A 19,615-nucleotide genomic window follows, 5' to 3' on the forward strand; every position below is an offset into this window, starting at 1 on the left:
TACTATTCCCTTCGCACCCGCCTGCTTTTTCTGCCATTATTCTGCCTGATAAATTAGCGGGACTGATACAACCTCCCCGCGCCTCTGGAGAACACCGATGCTGTTCAAACTATGCAAAACCCTTGCGATGGCCTGTGTGGCCCTGATTATCGCCCAGAGCAGCGCGCTCAGCTTTACCCTGGAAGTGGCGGGCAAGATCGACAACGTGACCGACCCGGTCAAAAAAAGCTATCTGTTCACCGATAAGCAGCTGTTGGCGATGCCGGTGCGCAGCATCACCACCTCCACGTCCTGGACGCCGCAGAGAAAATTCGAAGGGATCTCGGTGGCCGATATCCTGGAGCGCGTCGGCGCCAAGGGCGAGACGCTGACCTTCTACGCGCTGAACGATTATTACATCGACGTGCCGCTGTCCGACGTCAAGAAATACAACATGATCCTGGCCTACAAGATGGACGGGGAGATGCTGAAGCTCAGAAACTTCGGCCCGCTGTTCCTGGTGTACCCGCGCGACGCCGCCGGGCCTGAACTGAACTCGCCGTTGTACAATTCGCGCTTTATCTGGCAAGTCGACAGGATCGTGATCAAATGAAGCTGACGACCTTTAAGAACGGCAGCAGGCTGGCGATCCCGGCCATCTTCGCCGCGCTGTTTTTAGTGGCTTCGACCGTCACGCTCTATTACTACAGCGCCACTCTGTCGAAGAAAGGGCTGTATGCCATCGCCGGCACGCAGGAGAACTACTCGTGGTCGATCGCCAAGTTCTCCATCAAGCTGGCGGAGTTCGACACGCTGGTCGAGCAGCAAAGCCATGCCGCGCAGGTGGACAACGACAACCTGCGGCTGCGGTTCGAAATCCTCTATTCGCGCTTTTACGTGCTGGAAACCGTCTCCGAATCGACCCAGCCGCTGTACGCCGAGCCGGGTTACCCGGAAGTGGTCAAACAGATGCGCCTGCAGATGGATCGCATCGATAAGCTGCTGGACAGCCCGAAAATCGACTTCAGCCAAGTGTCCGCGGCCATGAGGGCCATCAAACCTTACGCCATCGAAATGGCCAACCTGACCGACCACGCAGAGGTGAAGCAGCGCACCGCCGCCTATGAGGATTACATCGAGAAACGGCACATCATTTTCTATGGGTTGGTGATCGTCATGTTCTCGGTGATCGCGCTGATCGCCATCACCCTGATCGTGTTCCGTCAGCAGCGGCTGACCATTCGCCAGCAGGCCAAGGCCATTGAGGCGGAGAAAGCGACACGCACCAAAAACGCCTTCCTCGGCGCCATCGGCCACGAACTGCGCACCTCATTGCAGAGCGTGATGTCGGCCATCGACGTGCTGGTGAACACCCGGGTGTCGGCGGAGCATGCGGACACTTTCCAGCGGCTGGAGACCGCCGCGCAGCAAATCGAAAGCCAGATGAAGGATCTGACCGACTACGCGCACCTCGACAGCGGCATGATGGAATTGCGCATCGTGCCGTTCGACGCGCAGAAGCTGATCGCGGAAACCGCCAACGAAATCGCCACCCTGACCCGCAAAGAGCAGGTCAAACTGAGCTGCGAAGTGGAATGCAGCCACCTGCTGGTGCACTCCGATCCGCTGCGCATCCGGCAGATTATCGTCAACCTGCTGACCAACGCCTACAAATACACCGAAAGCGGCAGCATTACGCTGCACAGCTGCCTGCGCCGCCAGCCGGGCGGCAATTCGTTGATCATCGAAGTGACCGACACCGGCATCGGTATTGAAAAAGACCAGCTCGATCAGATCTTCAAACCCTTTACCCAGTTGGATCAGTCGCATACTAAACAGTATGCCGGCGTCGGGATGGGGCTGGCGATCGTGCACGGCCTGGTGACGCTGCTCAACGGCACCATCACGGTATACAGCGAAATCAAGAAAGGCAGCACCTTTATCGTCAGCATTCCGGTGCAGATCAGTGAAGACGAACGTGCCGACGAGCCCGCCGCCGCCAATGCCTCTCTGCAGCAGAAGCCGCAGCAGGTGCTGGTGGTGGATGACAACAAGTCGGTGGGTGACGCCTTTGCGGCGCTATTGGACAAGCTGGGCTATCAGCACGAACTGTGCGACTCGCCGGAACGCGCGCTGCAGAAGCTGCTCAGACGCCCTTACGACGCGCTGTTGCTGGATCTGCAGATGCCGGGCATCGACGGGGCCGCCCTGGCCAGGCAGCTGCGCAACCGTCGCGGCCCCAACCGCCATGTGCCGATCATCGGCATCAGCGCCTATACGCCTGAGCAGCTGACGGCGGACCAGCGCGCCCTGTTCGACAACTACCTGATGAAGCCGGTCCGGCTGGATGCGCTGTCGAGCGCGCTGGCCGAGGTGTTCCCCGCTAAAGATTAAAACAGCGTTGCAGTGCGGCTTCGATCACATGGAGCCGCACCGGCTTTTCATAAGGGCCGAGCACGTCGTACTCGCGCATCGCCTGAGCGATCTCCGACTCACGTCGGTCGGTCCCCAGCTCGCCGGTCAGCACCAGTACCGGCGCGTCCGGGTTGTCGGAGGCGCGGATGGTGGCGATACAGCGATCCGCCGTTTCCTCACCGATCAGCCAGTCCACTACGTAGCCGTCGAACAGGCTTTGCTGCAACGCCTGACAGAAACTGTCGACGTCGTAAAACGCCACCGCGTTGAAGCCGCAGCCGCCGAGATACTTGGCCAGCTCATCGGCCGCCTGATGCGAATCGTCCAATACCGCGATGCTCAGCCGCTCGTCGTCACCGAAGCCGGGCCGGATTTCGATCAGATCGACGCCGTAACGCGGGCCTGCCGGCGCCTCATCGGCGCGATAGATATGCCACTGCCCTTCCACGCGCAGCGCCACAAATTCCGCCGGCCGCCCGGCAGGAAGCTCGTCGCTGACGTGCCCGACGCAAGGTATCGCCACACCCGCCACGAAAAAGATGGCATCGCGCGCCATATTTGGCTCGGTGGGTTCGTGTTCGGCGCTCAAATCGGCGATCGCCGCCGGCGTTTCTCCCAACGCGGCCGCGACGCTGTTGATCTGTTCCAGCGTCCAGGGGCTTTGCCCTTTCAGTTTGCGGTGCGCATGTGAAAAACTCAGATCCAAGATGCGGCTGAGTTCGCGAGCATGCTGACGTTTTCCAATTCCGTAATGTAAAAACAGCTCCCTGACCCGATTGGCAATCGACTGTGAATCGAATTTTTGGTGATTGTTATCCATTTGTTCCTTCGATTTTTTTTACTGATTTATCAGTCGTTTTGATTATTTCCGCTGAAAAAGCCACATCTAAAACTAGCATCCCATGCAATTATGCGTTAAAAACGTTGCTTGACATACCATGTTGCATCGTCAAACATGGTATCAAAAGAGACATACAGCAATACACTATAAAAAATAACACCAGCACGTTTTTTAATAATAACCATAGTAACACCAGGGAAAATTTGTTCCGTTGCCGCTACTGAGACGATGAGCACATCGCTTGGACTGCGCAAATCAAACGGGGCTTGAGCCTTTAGCGCTAATCTGTTTTACCCACTTTTAAGCCGGGATCCGTCAGGGTCCCGGTTTTTTATTGCCCTGGCGCCGCGCCATCATACGGACTCACCCCACAGCCGCAAATAAAAACGGAGCCGGCATGCCGGCTCCGTTGTCCTTGAGATTGCCGCTGAAGGTCAGAAGCGCCAGGTGAAGCCGGCGTTGACGCTGTTGTCCTGGTGGTGCTGCGACAGCAGCCCGCCGTAGCCCAGCGACAGCGTGGCGTTCTCGTTCACCGCCACTTCCGCTCCCGCCTTCAGCACCATCCCGTCGCGCGAGACCGGTACGCTGTCCACCACGAACGGCGCATTGCCGCCGTTGAACCGCAGCCCGGTGCCTCGCTCCAGACCGCCATACTGGTGCTGCCACCCCAGCTCGCTGCGCAGCGCCACCGTCGTGCCCGGGCTCACCTGCCAGGCGGTGTCCGCACGCAGGCCCAGCGTCGACACCGTCGCATCCGTGTGCTGCTTGTCGCCGCGCAATGCCGCCGCGCCGCCGCTTTCCGCGATGCCGTTGTTCTCGAAGTTCACGTACGCCAGGTTCACGAACGGCTCCAGGTTCAGCCATTCACCCTGCACGCTGTAGCCCGCTTCCGCGAACAGCTGCTCGGTGCGCGCGCTGTACTTCGCCGTGTCGCGGTCCGACTGCATCCCGTAGTTCACCGACCGCTTGGTGTCGATGCGATGCCAGGTGTAGCCCGCCCCGCCGCGCAGCGCCAGCGCCCCGAACTGCTTGTCGCCGTACGCCGCCAGGTGGTAGTTGTCGCTGTCCGCCTTCGACCCGTACCCGCCGTGCAGCGAGGTGCGGGTGTAGCCGGTCGCCACCCCCAGCCGCCAGTCGTCCGCCGCCGCCGAGTCCAGCCCCACCAACACCCCGTAGGTCGAGGCCTGATAACCCGTGGCGTTGGCGTCGCCCGACGCGTGGTCCCACGCCCCCAGCAGCTGCGCCCAGGCCCCGCCCTCGTCCGCCTTGATGGCCGACGAGCTCGCCAGCCCTTCCGCCTGACGCAGACGCCCGTTCAGCGCCTCACGCAGGTAGCGGCTGTCGTTCACCAGCGCCGACGCGATATCCGCATGGATTTGCCCCGACAGCTGACGGAACGCCTGCCGCGCCTCGCCCGCCGTGCCGCTGTTGAGCAGGCTTTCGTACACCGGGTTGCCCGCCGCCAGCGCATCCGCCGCCGCCGCCACCGCCCGCTCGTTCGCCGTCTGCGCCACGCTGGCGAAGCTGGTGCCATTGCGCCCGACGCTCAGCGTTACTCCGGTCGGCTGGTAGCTCAGCCCGGTGCCGAGGAACAGGTAGTTCGGCGCCACCGCATCAAACTGCCCGCTCACCCCCTGCTGCGCGCTCAGGATGGTGTACTGCTGGCCCAGCAGGCTGCGCACTTCGCTTTGCGTCAGCAGGTTGGGGCTGTTCTCCAGCGTCACCGCCACCTCGCCGCCGCCGATCGTCGCCGATCCGCTGCTCTGGATCCGATCGCTCTGGCCATTCGCCCCCACTTCCACCGCGTAGCGCGACCCCGATTCGAAGCTGACGTTGCCCGCCACGTTCAGGGTGCCGATCGAGTTGCCCGGCGCCACGGTGCCGCCCTGACGGGCGGTCAGCGAACCGACCGTGCCGCTGCCGCCGACGATGCCGCCGTTCTGCACGCTGACGGCCGAGGTGACCGAGCCGTTGACTGCCAACCGCCCCTGATTGACCAGCGTCGGGCCGGCATAGGTGTTGGCGCCGGTCATGACCAGCGTGCCCATTCCTTCTTTGGTGAGGCCGCCGTGGCCAGAGATGTTGTTGGAGTAAACTTCCAGCTCGCAGCTGATGTCGGCACACTTCCTGGCGTGCAGCGTGCCGGCATCCACCTCGGCACCCAGGCCCGGAATATTGGCGACAAACTGGGTCGAGCCGTAGGCCACGCCCGTCGGATCCGGGATGCGGAACTCCGCAGGAATATCGTCGACGGTATAGAACATGCCCGGACCGTTGATGGCCTTGCCCAGGTTAATCATCCCCCAGCCGTAGAGCGCGTCGATGCCCGGCGCGCCCATGTCGGTGGCGGTGGTTTTCAGCACGTCGGCAATCTGCGCCGAGCTCATGTACGGGAAGCGCTGCAGCAACACCGCCACCGCGCCGGTGACGTGCGGCGTCGCCATCGAGGTGCCGTTTTTATTGCCGTAGTCCGACACCAGGTTGGCCGGATCGGAACCGTTGGCCACGGTGCTGTAGATTTTGCTGCCCGGCGACGAGACGCAGAAGCTGGCGGTATAGCCGCAGCGGGAAGAGAAGCTGCTGATGGTGTAAGGCACGCTGTTGGTCGATGCCGCATCCTGCGCCACGCTGGCGACCGATAGCCAATTCGGCGCAATGTCCGGCACGAAGTAGGCCAGCCCACTGATCACATCCGGCTGGTTGTAGTTGCCGTCGTTCCCGGCGGCGAACAGCACCAGAATATTTTTGCGCGCCGCGTCGATAGCGCCCTGATAGCCTGCGCCGGCCAGGCTGCCGAGCAGCGGTTTGACCTGATCGAATTGTTCCTGCGCATCCTTCAGCTCAAAGTGCAGCGCGTTAGGATCGCGGCCGCCATCGGACAGAAAGTCGGGAATACTGACGCCCCAGCTGTTGTTGATCACCCGCACGCCGCTGTTGATCATCGCCTGCCAGCCGGCATTGGTGACGGCGCCGTCCAGGCCGAGGAATTCGCCGTAGGCCGGGCCGTCGTTGTCGTTATCGACACTGATCACCTGCGAATCGAAGGCCACGCCGTGCATCCCGACGCCGTCGCGGTTGGCGGCGCTGATGCCCGCAACGTGCACCCCGTGATTGCTCAGCATGCCCTGTGAGCCGCTGTAGAAGTGGAAGGTGCCGTCGAAGTAAAAGCGGTCACCGGCGTTAATGCCCGGCCGGTGCGGATCGGTGTAGGCGCGATAGCCTTCGGTGACCACGTTGATCAGTTTGCCGTCGCCGGCGAACTCGGGATGGCGGTTGACCGGGGTATCGAAAATGCCCACCTTCTGCCCTTTGCCGGTATAGCCGGCGGCATAGGCCTCATCGGCGTGGATCGCCCCCAGCCCCCAGTTGGCGTTGAATTCGGCGTTGCGCCAGCTGGCCGGATCGCCGGCTTGACCGTTCACCTCGTACGGCGCCGCCTGCGCATACCCCGCCAGCGCCATGCAGCAGACCAGCGCGTTCAGCCGCCACGGCGAGCGACGAGCGTTTCCTTTGTTATCAAAACCCATTGTTGTTGTCATTTCCTTACCTTTTGCTTGTTATTGGCCGACGCCCCAGGTGCGCCGGGTTCTCATTAGCAGGATGTGAAAAAGGAACCGCCCGCAGACGGTTCCCCTACAAGGATTGAGTCGATGGTGCTTGTGCTTAGAAGCGCCAGGTGAAGCCGGCGTTGACGCTGTTGTCCTGGTGGTGCTGCGACAGCAGCCCGCCGTAGCCCAGCGACAGCGTGGCGTTCTCATTCACCGCCACTTCCGCTCCCGCCTTCAGCACCATCCCGTCGCGCGAGACCGGTACGCTGTCCACCACGAACGGCGCATTGCCGCCGTTGAACCGCAGCCCGGTGCCTCGCTCCAGACCGCCATACTGGTGCTGCCACCCCAGCTCGCTGCGCAGCGCCACCGTCGTGCCCGGGCTCACCTGCCAGGCGGTGTCCGCACGCAGGCCCAGCGTCGACACCGTCGCATCCGTGTGCTGCTTGTCGCCGCGCAATGCCGCCGCGCCGCCGCTTTCCGCGATGCCGTTGTTCTCGAAGTTCACGTACGCCAGGTTCACGAACGGCTCCAGGTTCAGCCATTCACCCTGCACGCTGTAGCCCGCTTCCGCGAACAGCTGCTCGGTGCGCGCGCTGTACTTCGCCGTGTCGTGGTCCGACTGCATCCCGTAGTTCACCGACCGCTTGGTGTCGATGCGATGCCAGGTGTAGCCCGCCCCGCCGCGCAGCGCCAGCGCCCCGAACTGCTTGTCGCCGTACGCCGCCAGGTGGTAGTTGTCGCTGTCCGCCTTCGACCCATACCCGCCGTGCAGCGAGGTGCGGGTGTAGCCGGTCGCCACCCCCAGCCGCCAGTCGTCCGCCGCCGCCGAGTCCAGCCCCACCAGCACCCCGTAGGTCGAGGCCTGATAACCCGTGGCGTTGGCGTCGCCCGACGCGTGGTCCCACGCCCCCAGCAGCTGCGCCCAGGCCCCGCCTTCATCCGCCTTGATGGCCGACGAGCTCGCCAGCCCTTCCGCCTGACGCAGACGCCCGTTCAGCGCCTCACGCAGGTAGCGGCTGTCGTTCACCAGCGCCGACGCGATATCCGCATGGATTTGCCCCGACAGCTGACGGAACGCCTGCCGCGCCTCGCCCGCCGTGCCGCTGTTGAGCAGGCTTTCGTACACCGGGTTGCCCGCCGCCAGCGCATCCGCCGCCGCCGCCACCGCCCGCTCGTTCGCCGTCTGCGCCACGCTGGCGAAGCTGGTGCCATTGCGCCCGACGCTCAGCGTTACTCCGGTCGGCTGGTAGCTCAGCCCGGTGCCGAGGAACAGGTAGTTCGGCGCCACCGCATCAAACTGCCCGCTCACCCCCTGCTGCGCGCTCAGGATGGTGTACTGCTGGCCCAGCAGGCTGCGCACTTCGCTTTGCGTCAGCAGGTTGGGGCTGTTCTCCAGCGTCACCGCCACCTCGCCGCCGCCGATCGTCGCCGATCCGCTGCTCTGGATCCGATCGCTCTGGCCATTCGCCCCCACTTCCACCGCGTAGCGCGACCCCGGTTCGAAGCTGACGTTGCCCGCCACGTTCAGGGTGCCGATCGAGTTGCCCGGCGCCACGGTGCCGCCCTGACGGGCGGCCAGCGAACCGACCGTGCCGCTGCCGCCGACGATGCCGCCGTTCTGCACGCTGACGGCCGAGGTGACCGAGCCGTTGACTGCCAGCCGCCCCTGATTGACCAGCGTCGGGCCGGCATAGGTGTTGGCGCCGGTCATGACCAGCGTGCCCATCCCTTCTTTGGTGAGGCCGCCGTGGCCAGAGATGTCGTTGTTCCAGAAGTCTAGGCCGCACAGTACATCGCTGCAGACGCGCTCGGTCGGTTTGCCCTTGTCCAGCACCGCGCCGACGCCCGGCAAATCCACCACGAACTGGGTCGGGCCGTAGGCCACGCCCGTCGGATCCGGGATGCGGAACTCCGCAGGAATATCCTCGACGGTCACCAACATGCCCGGGCCGTTGATGGCCTTGCCCAGGTTGATCATCCCCCAACCGTAGAGCGCGTCGATGCCCGGCGCGCCCATGTCGGTGGCGGTGGTTTTCAGCACTTCCGCCACCTGTGCGCCATTCAAATACGGGAAACGCTCCATCAGCACCGCAACGCTGCCGGCCACGTGCGGCGCCGCCATCGAGGTGCCGCTGTATTTGGCGTAGCCGGTCGTCAGATTCTCCACGCTGGTGCCTTCGATTACCGAGCTGTATACCCGGGTGCCCGGTGCCGAGACGCACAAACTGGCGGTGTAGCCGCAGCGGGAAGAGAAGGTGCTGATGCTGTAATCGCCGGTATTGGTGGGATCCTGCAGGCTGGCGACCGACAGCCAGTTCGGCGCGATGTCCGGCACGAAATACGCCAGGCCGGCCATGGCGTCCGGGTTGTTGAGGTTGCCGTCGTTGCCGGCGGCGAAGATGGTGACCACGCCGCTGCGCGCCGCATCGATCGCGCCCTGATAGGCGCCGCCGGGCTTGGTGCCCAGGATCACGCTAATCTGATCGAACTGCTTTTGCGCGTCGTTCACCGTGAAGTGCGGATAAGCCGGGTCATACCCGCCTTTATCGAACTTCTCAGTGATGCCAATGCCCCAGCTGTTGTTGATGATGCGCGCGCCGCTGGCCACCAGCGCATTCCAACCGGCCTGGTAAACCGCGCCGTCGTTACCGAGGATGATGCCGTCTTCTGGACCGGGATCGCCGTTTTCGGCGCTGATGATCTGCGCATTGAACGCCACGCCGTGCATAGCGCCGCCGTCGCGGCTGCCGGCGGCGATGCCGCCCACGTGAGTGCCATGCGAACCGAGCGTGCCATCGGAATCCACGCTCGGCGTACCGTCATAACGGAAAACGTCGCCTTTTTTTACCGGAATATAGGGATCGGTGTATTCACGAATGCCTTCGGTGACCAGATTGATCACCTTATTCTCACCGGCAAATTCGGGGTGCTTAGCGTAGACCGGCTGATCGAAAATGCCGAGTTTGATGCCTTTGCCGGTATAACCGGCGGCGTAGGCCTGGTCGGCGTGGATCGCCCCCAGCCCCCATTCCGCGTTGAATTCACTGCTGCGCCAGCTGGCCGGATCGCCCGCTTTGCCGTTCTCTATATAGGTGGCAGCCTGCGCCCCGCCGATCGCCGTCAGGCAGATCAGCATCGCGCTCCATTGTGCGCGATGAACTCCGATTTCAGGCCAGCCGAAGGCCGCCCGAGCGGATTTGACTCCTCTAAGTTTCTTCTCCATCCCAGATACCGTCCGTTGTTGTTTGCAAATGTTTTATAAGATTTTTTGTGTAACAGTTTGGTAACACCAAATAAATAAAGCACAACAATCTCAAGTACGCTTAATGTGTCATCCGGCAGTCAGGAGGGAGGAGAGAAAGTTTCAGGGGTGAATCAGGCCAGTGCCGATAAGAAATGGCAATGACGCTTACCGGCATCGAAGCGGCAATAACAAGTGGAGAAATAAATTATAATTCACTGATAAATAAAGATATAATTCAGAATGGAGTGATGGGCGTGGCCGCCTGAAAAGTGCTTCACAGGCGTCTTTTATCACTTTTTATTATAAATTTTGCCAATATTCACTTAGTGAATTATGCTGGATTTTCACTCAGCCATCGGCAAAAATTGGATTATCCTGCTGATGTTTTTTTGCGGTTCATCGCGTCCTCTTCCGCCTGACGCAGGATGGCTTTGGCCATCCATTGCGTGACGTCCTGGATGCTCTCAAGCTCCAGCCCCCAGATATCTTTCAGCACCAGGAACACTTCCGAGCCGTAAATCAGCGAGAAAGCATAAATCACTCTCTGCAGAGAGTCCGGCGGCAGTTTGCCCTGCAGCGGTTCTACCGCCAGCGTCAACAAACGCTTGCGGTTGCCGCGCACGAATTTTTCACCCGGTGTAGCGTTCGCCCACTGCTGCAAAGAGAGCTGCAGTGCCGCGCGCAATGCACCCTCGTGCCGCTCCATCTGAGGATAGGCGAAGGTCAGCAACTGCTGGATGCGCTTCAGGGCATCATCGTCTTGCGGGCGCCATTCCAGAATAGGCCCCAGGCTTTCCGCCACCACGGCGCTAATCAGCGCACTCTGGGTCGGAAAGTAGCGATAAGCCGTCGCGCGCGAGACCTGTGCATGCGTCGCCAGTTCGGTGATCGAAGGAAACGCCCCTTCGTCATACAACGCCATCGCGCTGGCCAGCAACAAACGGTAGGTTTTTGCCCGGGTGGAGGTCAATGAAGGATCGAACGGAGTGGAAAAAGCATCTATCGGCACATAAACCTCATGCATCTGCACACGCTTGCGCAACAGAGGATGCGCCTCTGTCGACTGGCCGCCGGCAAAGCGCCGGCCACATTGAAAAGCTCAAAAATGAGACAGAAGTCCCATTTTGCATCGAGCAGCCCTTGCAAAAATGATACTGCCGTCTCATTATATAAATACATTAATCAATTTAATTTAAATGCCAACACCAGGGCACTAAAAAAATATAATATATTAATTTTCAAATAAAAATTATAATCCCCTCGGAAAAATACATGAGAAACACTTCAAGTTTTGTCTATATTGCTACCACAGCAGATACCAAAGGACAAGAGTTGGAGTACGTACAGCGATTGATCGCTGCCCTGAATTTACCTACGCGAACCGTCGATCTCTCCACCCGCAGCCTGCCGTTTGATTCCCCCGCCGATATCAGCCCAGAGGACGTTGCCCGCCACCATCCGGCAGGCGCCGGCGCGGTCTTCTGTGCCAGCCGCGGCCAGGCGATCGCGGCCATGGCAACCGCTTTCGAACGCTTTATCCTGACGCGCCGCGATATTGCTGCCCTGCTTGGTCTGGGCGGCTCCGGCGGCACCGCCATCATCACGCCGGCCATGCAGCTGCTGCCGATCGGCCTGCCGAAAATAATGGTCTCAAGCATGGCGGCGGGAGACGTTTCCCCCTATGTCGGCGCCAGTGATATCAACATGCTGTATTCGGTCACCGATCTCGCCGGCCTGAACCGCATCTCGCGACGGGTGCTCGGCAATGCGGCGCGCCAGATAGCCGGCGCAGTGCACTTCGCCGCCGTCGACTATGACGACCACAAACCCGCGATCGGCCTGACGACGTTTGGTGTTACCACACCCTGCGTTCAGGCGTTAGTTGCCGAACTGGGATCGCAATGGGATTGTCTGACGTTTCATGCGACCGGCAGCGGCGGCAGATCGTTGGAAAAACTGATCGATAACCGCCAGCTGCACGGCGCCATCGATTTGACCACCACCGAAGTGGCCGATTACCTGTTTGGCGGCGTGCTGCCCTGCACTACAGATCGTTTCGGCGCCATCGCACGTACCGGCATCCCGTGCGTGCTTTCCTGCGGCGCGATAGACATGATTAACTTCGGCGCGCCGCATACGGTACCGGCTCGCTATACCAACCGTCTGCGTCACCCTCACAACCCGCAAGTGACGCTGGTGCGCACCAGCGTGCGGGAGAATGCGTTAATGGGGCGTTGGATGGGCGAAAAGATCAATGCCTGCGTAGGCGAAGTGCGTTTCGTTATCCCAACGGGCGGCGTATCGGCTTTGGATGCGCCCGGACAACCGTTCTGGGATCCGGCGGCGCTGGCCGCCTTTATGCAAGCGCTGGAAGAAACGGTACACGCCACCGACAAACGCCGGGTGATAAAAACGCCTTATCATATTAACGACCCATGCTTTGCCCAGGCCGTAGCCGAACAGTTCCGGTACATTGTCGGCGGAGAATGATTATCACTCACTGCATAGCCTGCCAGTGATAACGCCAAATAGAAAAAGGGCCAGACAAATAGTCTTGCCCTTTTTTATTCATCGCGAGCGGATATTACTGACCGGAGGACATCTGCTCCTTCATTTTATTCATGTGGTCCATCATCTTTTGCTCACGTTTCTGATAATTCTCATTGTATTGTTTTTTCTGCTCAGGCGTCAGCAGGTTATACATTTTATTTTCCGCTTTGGCGCGCTCCAGCATGCGTTCGGATTGCGCTTTGCCGATCGCGTCAATTTGCGCCTTCGCCTTCGCTTCGTCAAAGCTGTCGGAAGCGACCAGATTGTGCAGCGCCTGGCGTTCCTCTTTCATGCCCGGCCCGCGCTTCTGGTGCGACTCTTTCATGATATCGCGCATCTGCTGGCGCTGTTGCTCGGTCAGGTTCAGCCCGGCGAACGGGCCGCCTTTGCCTTCACCCTTGTGATGCATCATTTTCATCGGTGCCGCATCCGCCGCCGGCGCCGTCGTGTCGGCAGCGAACGCTGCGGAAGCAGAACCCAGAGCCAGCGTGGAAGCAATAAATAAAGCCGTCAATTTACGCATAATCATTTCCTTAAAAGTTTTTCTTCATCAGGAGCGCTGTACGTTAACAGGCTCATCGTCGTCGGAGATAATAATAGGCTGATAAATTTCAAGTAATGAGAGGGTGTGTAAACTTTTTAAAACCCGTCTCGGATTTATTCACCAATTATGAGAAAACTATGAAGATGGCGTTTATTTGATGGAAATTTTAATTTCCCGGCAAAAATCCCCCCGGTGGAGTTATTTTTCCGTTTTCCCCTCACCGCTATAATTTACTCGCCTGCAAGGCAACCTTGCATCAACCGTTTTCCGACAGCAGGGGAAATCAGTACAAGCATCATACGATCCGATGTTCTCCTACACTTGAAGACAAGCGGCCGCCGGGCGACGTTTACACCGCAAAACTAATCATTGCTTATATAATAGTTTCTATCACCCGCCCCGCCTGTGAAAACCTGTTATATGATGCACAGAGGCGTACGGCGATCGCTTTCGGGCCAACAGACTGCCCGGAGCTGCGCCGGCCGCCCGCCCGTGCTCTTTTGAGGAATTGTCATGCCCGCAGACCAAGGCCCTGAGCTTCTTAGCGCTCACTTCGGCACCCAAAGCCCCCACTGGCGGCTGGCGTTTGACAGCCATGCCCTGGAGCTGTCCGCCGTTAAGGGCAAAGCCCACGTCGCGGTGGCGCTCAGCGCCATGGAAGCGGCGAAAATCCGCCGTCTGACCGGCGTGACCGCCAGTCTCGAGCTGACCATTACGCTAGCCGGTGAACCGCTGCATCTGCATCTGGTCGGGCGCCGCGTCAACAACCTCGAATGGGCGGGCACCGCTTCCGCCTTCAGCGACACCCAATCCGTGGCGCGCGACCTGGTGCACGGTCTCTCCTTCGCCGAGCAGGTGGTGTCCGAAGCCAACTCGGTGATCGTGATCGTCGATCAGCACGGCCGCATTCAGCGTTTCAACCGGCTGAGCGAGGAGTACACCGGGCTGCGCGAACACGAGGTGATCGGCAAAAACGTTTTCCAGCTGTTTATGAGCCCGGAAGAAGCCGCCGCCTCGCGGCGCAACATCGCCGGCTTCTTTCGCAACGGTTCGTCCTATGAGGTGGAACGCTGGGTAAAGACGGTCAAGGGTGAACGGCTGTTCCTGTTCCGCAACAAATTCGTGCACAGCGGCAGCGGCAAAAACGAGGTATATCTTATCTGCTCCGGTACCGACATCACCGAAGAACGCCGGGCGCAGGAACGGCTGCGGGTTCTGGCCAACACCGATCTCATCACCGGCCTGCCAAACCGTAACGCCATACAGGACAAGATCAATCACGCCATCGCCACGCGCGGCGAAGAGAGTTTCGGCCTGGTGTACCTCGATCTCGACAACTTCAAAAAGGTCAACGACGCCTACGGCCATATGTTCGGCGATCGGCTGCTGGTCGAGGTCGCGCTGGCGATCCTCGGCTGCCTGAGCCCGGATCAGGTGCTCGCCCGCCTCGGCGGCGACGAATTCTTGGTGCTGGCGCCGCAAACCGATCGCGAGCGCCTGCAAACGCTGGCGCAGCGCATTATCGACAGGCTGAAGACCCCTTTCCGCATTGGTCTGATTGAGGTGTATACCGGCTGTTCAATCGGCATCGCGCTGTGCCCGGAGCACGGCAACGATCTCGACAGCCTGATCCGCAGCGCCGATACCGCCATGTACGTCGCCAAGGAGCATGGCAAACGCACCTATACCGTCTTCTCGCCGGAGATGAACAAGCGCGTCGCCGAGTACATGTGGCTGGACACCAACCTGCGCAAAGGGCTGGAGCAAAATCAGCTGGTGCTGTATTACCAGCCTAAAATCGACGCACGCAGCGGCGAAGTGCACAGCGTGGAAGCGTTGGTGCGCTGGGATTCGCCGGAGCGCGGTCTGATCCCGCCGCTGCAGTTCATTTCCTACGCCGAGGAGTCCGGCCTGATCGGCCCGCTCGGCCAATGGGTGCTGCAGACCGCCGCCGGGCAGGCGGCGCAGTGGCAAGAACAGGGCTTGAATCTGCGAGTGGCGGTCAACCTCTCTGCCCGGCAGCTGGCCGATGACAGCATCGTCAACGACTTGCTCGGGGTGCTGCGCCGTCACCGTATGGCCCCCTGTCTGCTGGACTTCGAGTTGACCGAAAGCAGCCTGATTGAAGACGAGAACCGCGCGCGCTCACTGATCACCCGGTTGCGCGAACTGGGCGCACAGGTGCATCTCGACGACTTTGGCACCGGCTATTCGTCGCTGGCGCAGCTGGCGCGCATTCCGCTGGACGCCATCAAGCTGGATAAAAGCTTCGTGCGCGGGGTGAATTTCAACCCGGTATCGCAATCGCTGGTGCGCGCGATCGTCGCGGCGGCGGAGGCGTTGGCCTTCCGCGTGATCGCCGAAGGGGTGGAGACCGAGAGCGAAAACCAGTTCCTCGACGAGGTCGGTGTGGACGAAAAACAGGGCTTTCTGTTTGCGCGGCCAATGCTCCCGGAACAGCTGGAGCATTGGCTGCAGTCCTATCGCCCGCGCTCACCCTCCGCATGAGGCGGGCGCGTTAACGTTAGCCGGCACGACGCAGGTTCAGGGTATGGCGATCCTGCAACATCACCAGCCGCTCGATGTAGGCGCGGTCTTTTTCCTCGATGGTAAAGGCCGAGTGCACCCAATCTTCGGTAATGTCCATCAGCTCCGAACGCGTCAGCTGCAACACGCGCTGACGCGCCCGCAGCATGGCGCGCATGCCATTGAGCTTCGGCCGGATGGTATCGATAAAGGTGCGCGTCGCCATGTAGGCGTCGCCGGGCTGGAACAGCTGGTCCACCAACCCGCGGCTCTCGAACCATTCTGCGGTGTGCGACTCGCCGCCCCAAATCAGCTCCTCGGCCAAGCGCATGCCCGCCTTGCGCGCCACCAGCGAGTAACCGCCCATACCGGGAAACAGGTTGAACGCGATCTCCGGAAACCCCATGCGCGCGTTGTTCTGCGCCAGCACGAAATGGTGCGCCAGCGCCGCTTCAAAACCGCCGCCCAACGCGCTGCCCTCGATCATCGCAATGCTGACCGCGCCGGTGTCGAAACCGCGCGCCGCCGCATGCACGCAGTCGATGCAGGCGCGCGCGTAGGCCATCATCGCCTCGCGCTTGCGGTTTTTGATCGCTTCGGCGAAGAACTGCAGATCGCCGCCGACGTTGAACATGTTCGGCACCAGCGAGCCGGTGACCCAAAAATCGAACCGCAGCGAAGACTCCTTCGCCGCCTGCGCCAGCGTCATGATGTCTTCGATCAGCGCCTGGTTGAAGCAGGGGCGCGGCGCGGCGCGCAGCAGCATCCACATAATGTGCCGCCCTTCTTCATAGTAGGCGGAAAGCTGCGACAGATTGCCCGCTTCGGTAAACGGACGGCAGGTGGGATGATTAAGCAATTTCATAAGACCTTCCAGTTTTTCTGTTGATGACGGATGAGACCGTTCCAGCCCCTACGGCTGCAGCGGAGCGGCGGTCGGCAAAGCGCGACGCCACATCATGAGTAAACGCTTTCTCGCCGACGAAACAGATAAAAATTGGAGGTAGGGAAGTGAAAAAAACCGAGGCGCCACGCGGTTTTCATAGGAATTTTACCTATCGGTCCCTCCCCGGCATTTCATGCCGGGCGCTAACGCGCTAAGCTCGGAAAATAACCGTTTGCCGCTCCGGCGCTCAAAACGCCGCGGGGCTTTGGCTATAATCAATGCTGAAACATGCCGTTTAACGTTAAGGAAATCGTGAAGTAATGCCTACAGGACCAGACCAGGAACAGCGCCAGCCCGCACAAGACACGCCGCCGAAGCCGCTTATCGCCATCAAGACCGGCCATGAGACCCTCGACCGCCGCATCGGTGGTTTTTCACGTCTGATTGAACGCATCAAAGCCTGGCCGAGCGTGGCGCACCTGCTGCGTGCGGCCGAACGCTTTAACGATCGGCTGGGTAGCCAGTTCGGCGCCGCCATCACCTATTTTTCATTCCTCTCGCTGATCCCGATCCTGATGGTGTCGTTCGCCGCCGCCGGCTTCGTGCTGGCCTCCAATCCGGATCTGCTGGCCCGATTGATCAACCGCATCGTCGGCAGCATCAGCGATCCGACGCTGGCCAGCACGCTGAAGAACACCGTCAACACCGCTATTCAGCAGCGCACCACCGTGGGGTTGACCGGTCTGGCGCTGGCGCTCTATTCCGGCATCAGCTGGATGGGCAACCTGCGTGAAGCGATCCGCGCGCAGTCGCGCGATGTCTGGGAGCGCAATCCGCAGGATCAGGAGAAAATCTACTTCAAGTACACCCGCGACTTCATCTCGCTGACCGGCCTGGTGGTCGCGCTGATCATTACGCTGTCGCTGACTTCGGTCGCCGGGTCGGCGCAGGCGGCGATCGTCAATGCGCTGGGGCTGGACGGCATCGAATGGCTGCGGCCGGCGCTGACGCTGATCGCGCTGTCGATCTCGATTTTCGCCAACTATCTGCTGTTCCTGTGGATTTTCTGGATGCTGCCGCGCCACAAACCGAAGAAAAAAGCGCTGCTGCGCGGCACCTTGCTCGCCGCCATCGGCTTTGAGGTGATCAAGTTCGTGATGACGATGACGCTGCCGCAGGTAGCGAAGTCGCCTTCCGGCGCGGCCTTCGGTTCGGTGATCGGACTGATGGCGTTCTTCTACTTCTTCGCCCGTTTGACGCTGTTTTGCGCCGCCTGGATCGCGACCGCCGACTACAAAGGCGACAAAGCGTTGCCGGAACGCGAGCCGCCGGCGCGCTGAAGCCATGCAATCGTGCCGGTGTTATCGCACACACCGGCACTTTCCCCTGGTTAACAACCAAAAAACCAGTCAATTCATCTGAATCGTGCGGTAAGCCATCCGGCAAACCAGCATAACAAACTGCCCCATCACTTTTCTTTGCCGTTTTTTCAGCCATTCCCTCTGCACGAAAGCCATTTCTCAACGTTTAACGCTGCAGAAAAGAATTCTGGTAAAACATTAGTCTTTTTAACCGGTTAGGCGCGGCATTGCCCAAAGCGCCCGCGTTGAAAACGCCGCATGCTGTCACTAAGATGGATTTTTACCCCCTCCAACAATAAGAAATATTATGCAAGCCACCATCGCACCCCCACTCGACGCCGACGAGGCATCCACACCGGTGAACTCCCGCGGGAAAGTCATCGTCGCCTCACTGGTCGGCACCGCCATCGAGTTCTTCGACTTTTACATCTATGCCACCGCGGCCGTGATCGTGTTCCCGCATATTTTCTTCCCGCAGGGCGACCCGACCACCGCGACGCTGCAGTCGCTGGCCACCTTCGCCGTCGCCTTTGTCGCGCGCCCTATCGGTTCAGCGCTGTTCGGCCACTTCGGCGATCGCGTGGGGCGCAAGGTGACGCTGGTCGCCTCGCTGCTGACCATGGGGGTTTCCACCGTGCTGATCGGCCTGCTGCCGAGCTATGAAACCATCGGCATCTTCGCCCCTATCCTGCTGGCGCTGGCGCGCTTTGGCCAGGGCCTGGGGCTGGGCGGTGAGTGGGGCGGTGCCGCCCTGCTGGCGACGGAGAACGCGCCGGCCAAAAAGCGCGCGCTGTACGGCTCTTTCCCCCAGTTGGGTGCGCCGATCGGCTTCTTCTTCGCCAACGGCACTTTCCTGCTGCTCTCCTGGCTGCTGAGCGACCAGCAATTTATGGAATGGGGCTGGCGCGTGCCGTTCATCCTCTCCGCGGCGCTGGTGCTGATTGGCCTGTATGTTCGGGTATCGCTGCATGAAACGCCGGTGTTCGCCAAAGCGGCCAAGGCCGGCAAACAGGTGAAAGTGCCGCTCGGCACGCTGCTGAGCAAGCATCTGAAAGCCACCATCCTCGGCACCTTCATCATGCTGGCGACCTACACGCTGTTTTATCTGATGACGGTGTATTCGATGACTTACGGCACCGCGCCGCAGCCGCTGGGCCTCGGCTACTCCCGCAATAGCTTCCTGTGGATGCTGATGGTGGCGGTGATCGGTTTCGGCGTGATGGTGCCGATCGCCGGCCTGCTGGCGGACGCGTTCGGCCGCCGCAAGACCATGATCGCCATTACCCTGTTGATGATCGGCTTCGCGTTCCTGTTCCCGACCCTGCTCGGTTCCGGCAACCAGGCGCTGGTGATGGGCTTCCTGCTGTGCGGCCTGAGCATCATGGGGCTGACCTTTGGCCCGATGGGCGCGCTGCTGCCGGAGCTGTTCCCTACCGAAGTGCGCTATACCGGCGCGTCGTTCTCCTACAACGTCGCGTCGATCCTCGGCGCGTCCGTGGCGCCTTATATCGCCACCTGGCTGGCGGCCCATTACGGGCTGTTCTACGTCGGCATGTACCTGGCGGCAATGGCCGGGCTGACGCTGCTGGCCCTGCTGCTGATGAAAGAAACCCGCCACCAGTCGCTGTGATCCCCTATGGCCCCCCTCACTGCGGGGGGCCGCACGCGTTGTTCGTTTCCTGTCATAAAACCGGGCTATGCTGGATGTTTATCTCGGT

The 19,615-nt window shown here is 60.7% G+C and carries 12 protein-coding genes; 6 read left to right on the forward strand and 6 right to left on the reverse strand.

Going from position 1 to position 19,615, the window contains the following annotated elements:
- Positions 1-97 precede the first annotated feature (97 nt).
- Both ACYF6X_RS23360 and ACYF6X_RS23365 read left to right on the forward strand, forming a co-directional pair.
- Positions 98-592: a putative pterin-binding protein gene (locus ACYF6X_RS23360; protein WP_033631849.1), complete on the forward strand. Its 495-nt coding sequence runs from the start codon at positions 98-100 to the stop codon at positions 590-592.
- On the forward strand, positions 589-2,373 hold the full coding sequence (locus ACYF6X_RS23365) for an ATP-binding response regulator (protein ID WP_107228005.1): 1,785 nt from the start codon (positions 589-591) through the stop codon (positions 2,371-2,373). Before ACYF6X_RS23360 ends, ACYF6X_RS23365 begins: the two co-directional genes overlap by 4 nt.
- Here ACYF6X_RS23365 and ACYF6X_RS23370 read toward each other — a convergent pair.
- The 4 genes from ACYF6X_RS23370 to ACYF6X_RS23385 all read right to left on the reverse strand — a co-directional run bounded on the left by ACYF6X_RS23370 (position 2,363) and on the right by ACYF6X_RS23385 (position 11,054).
- Positions 2,363-3,214 (reverse strand): helix-turn-helix domain-containing protein, encoded by an 852-nt coding sequence (locus ACYF6X_RS23370; RefSeq protein ID WP_063991767.1) that lies wholly within the window; start codon positions 3,212-3,214, stop codon positions 2,363-2,365. The two genes, ACYF6X_RS23365 and ACYF6X_RS23370, sit on opposite strands and share 11 nt — an antisense overlap.
- Before the next feature lie 455 nt (positions 3,215-3,669).
- Positions 3,670-6,696: an autotransporter outer membrane beta-barrel domain-containing protein gene (locus ACYF6X_RS23375; RefSeq protein WP_460925818.1), complete on the reverse strand. Its 3,027-nt coding sequence runs from the start codon at positions 6,694-6,696 to the stop codon at positions 3,670-3,672.
- 202 nt (positions 6,697-6,898) lie between these two features.
- Positions 6,899-9,922, reverse strand: coding sequence for an autotransporter outer membrane beta-barrel domain-containing protein (locus ACYF6X_RS23380; RefSeq protein ID WP_460924782.1), 3,024 nt, complete (start codon positions 9,920-9,922; stop codon positions 6,899-6,901).
- A 478-nt stretch (positions 9,923-10,400) separates the two neighbouring features.
- Positions 10,401-11,054: a TetR/AcrR family transcriptional regulator gene (locus tag ACYF6X_RS23385; protein WP_063990809.1), complete on the reverse strand. Its 654-nt coding sequence runs from the start codon at positions 11,052-11,054 to the stop codon at positions 10,401-10,403.
- Positions 11,055-11,302: 248 nt separating this feature from the next.
- Here ACYF6X_RS23385 and ACYF6X_RS23390 point away from each other — a divergent pair, with 248 nt between their 5' ends.
- The gene (locus ACYF6X_RS23390; RefSeq protein WP_130018748.1) at positions 11,303-12,520 is read left to right on the forward strand and encodes a Tm-1-like ATP-binding domain-containing protein; all 1,218 of its coding nucleotides are present in this window, start codon (positions 11,303-11,305) and stop codon (positions 12,518-12,520) included.
- 94 nt (positions 12,521-12,614) lie between these two features.
- Here ACYF6X_RS23390 and spy read toward each other — a convergent pair whose 3' ends face one another.
- Positions 12,615-13,103, reverse strand: coding sequence for an ATP-independent periplasmic protein-refolding chaperone Spy (gene spy / locus ACYF6X_RS23395; protein ID WP_063990806.1), 489 nt, complete (start codon positions 13,101-13,103; stop codon positions 12,615-12,617).
- A gap of 534 nt (positions 13,104-13,637) precedes the next feature.
- Between spy and pdeR the strand changes: the two genes are divergently transcribed.
- Positions 13,638-15,632, forward strand: a complete 1,995-nt coding sequence (gene pdeR, locus ACYF6X_RS23400) for a cyclic di-GMP phosphodiesterase (RefSeq protein WP_063990805.1) — start codon at positions 13,638-13,640, stop codon at positions 15,630-15,632.
- Between the two features lie 16 nt (positions 15,633-15,648).
- On the opposite strand, the gene ACYF6X_RS23405 is transcribed toward pdeR, so the two are convergent.
- Positions 15,649-16,515, reverse strand: a complete 867-nt coding sequence (locus ACYF6X_RS23405) for a crotonase/enoyl-CoA hydratase family protein (RefSeq protein WP_063990804.1) — start codon at positions 16,513-16,515, stop codon at positions 15,649-15,651.
- Positions 16,516-16,856: 341 nt separating this feature from the next.
- On the opposite strand from ACYF6X_RS23405, the gene yhjD reads away from it, so the two are divergent.
- Together yhjD and ACYF6X_RS23415 are read left to right on the forward strand one after the other, a co-directional pair.
- The gene (yhjD, locus tag ACYF6X_RS23410; protein WP_130018747.1) at positions 16,857-17,876 is read left to right on the forward strand and encodes an inner membrane protein YhjD; all 1,020 of its coding nucleotides are present in this window, start codon (positions 16,857-16,859) and stop codon (positions 17,874-17,876) included.
- Between the two features lie 328 nt (positions 17,877-18,204).
- Positions 18,205-19,527, forward strand: a complete 1,323-nt coding sequence (locus tag ACYF6X_RS23415) for an MFS transporter (RefSeq protein ID WP_063990802.1) — start codon at positions 18,205-18,207, stop codon at positions 19,525-19,527.
- Positions 19,528-19,615 lie beyond the last annotated feature (88 nt).

It is taken from the genome of Serratia sp. ID 25-353 (assembly GCF_054792795.1).

Coding starts and splice junctions, on each gene's coding strand:
- ACYF6X_RS23360 (WP_033631849.1), top strand. CDS start 98: ATGCTGTTCAAACTATGCAAAACCCTTGCGATGGCCTGTGTGGCCCTG.
- ACYF6X_RS23365 (WP_107228005.1), top strand. CDS start 589: ATGAAGCTGACGACCTTTAAGAACGGCAGCAGGCTGGCGATCCCGGCC.
- ACYF6X_RS23370 (WP_063991767.1), bottom strand. CDS start 3,214: ATGGATAACAATCACCAAAAATTCGATTCACAGTCGATTGCCAATCGG.
- ACYF6X_RS23375 (WP_460925818.1), bottom strand. CDS start 6,696: ATGGCGCTGGCGGGGTATGCGCAGGCGGCGCCGTACGAGGTGAACGGT.
- ACYF6X_RS23380 (WP_460924782.1), bottom strand. CDS start 9,922: ATGCTGATCTGCCTGACGGCGATCGGCGGGGCGCAGGCTGCCACCTAT.
- ACYF6X_RS23385 (WP_063990809.1), bottom strand. CDS start 11,054: ATGCATGAGGTTTATGTGCCGATAGATGCTTTTTCCACTCCGTTCGAT.
- ACYF6X_RS23390 (WP_130018748.1), top strand. CDS start 11,303: ATGAGAAACACTTCAAGTTTTGTCTATATTGCTACCACAGCAGATACC.
- spy (WP_063990806.1), bottom strand. CDS start 13,103: ATGCGTAAATTGACGGCTTTATTTATTGCTTCCACGCTGGCTCTGGGT.
- pdeR (WP_063990805.1), top strand. CDS start 13,638: ATGCCCGCAGACCAAGGCCCTGAGCTTCTTAGCGCTCACTTCGGCACC.
- ACYF6X_RS23405 (WP_063990804.1), bottom strand. CDS start 16,515: ATGAAATTGCTTAATCATCCCACCTGCCGTCCGTTTACCGAAGCGGGC.
- yhjD (WP_130018747.1), top strand. CDS start 16,857: ATGCCTACAGGACCAGACCAGGAACAGCGCCAGCCCGCACAAGACACG.
- ACYF6X_RS23415 (WP_063990802.1), top strand. CDS start 18,205: ATGCAAGCCACCATCGCACCCCCACTCGACGCCGACGAGGCATCCACA.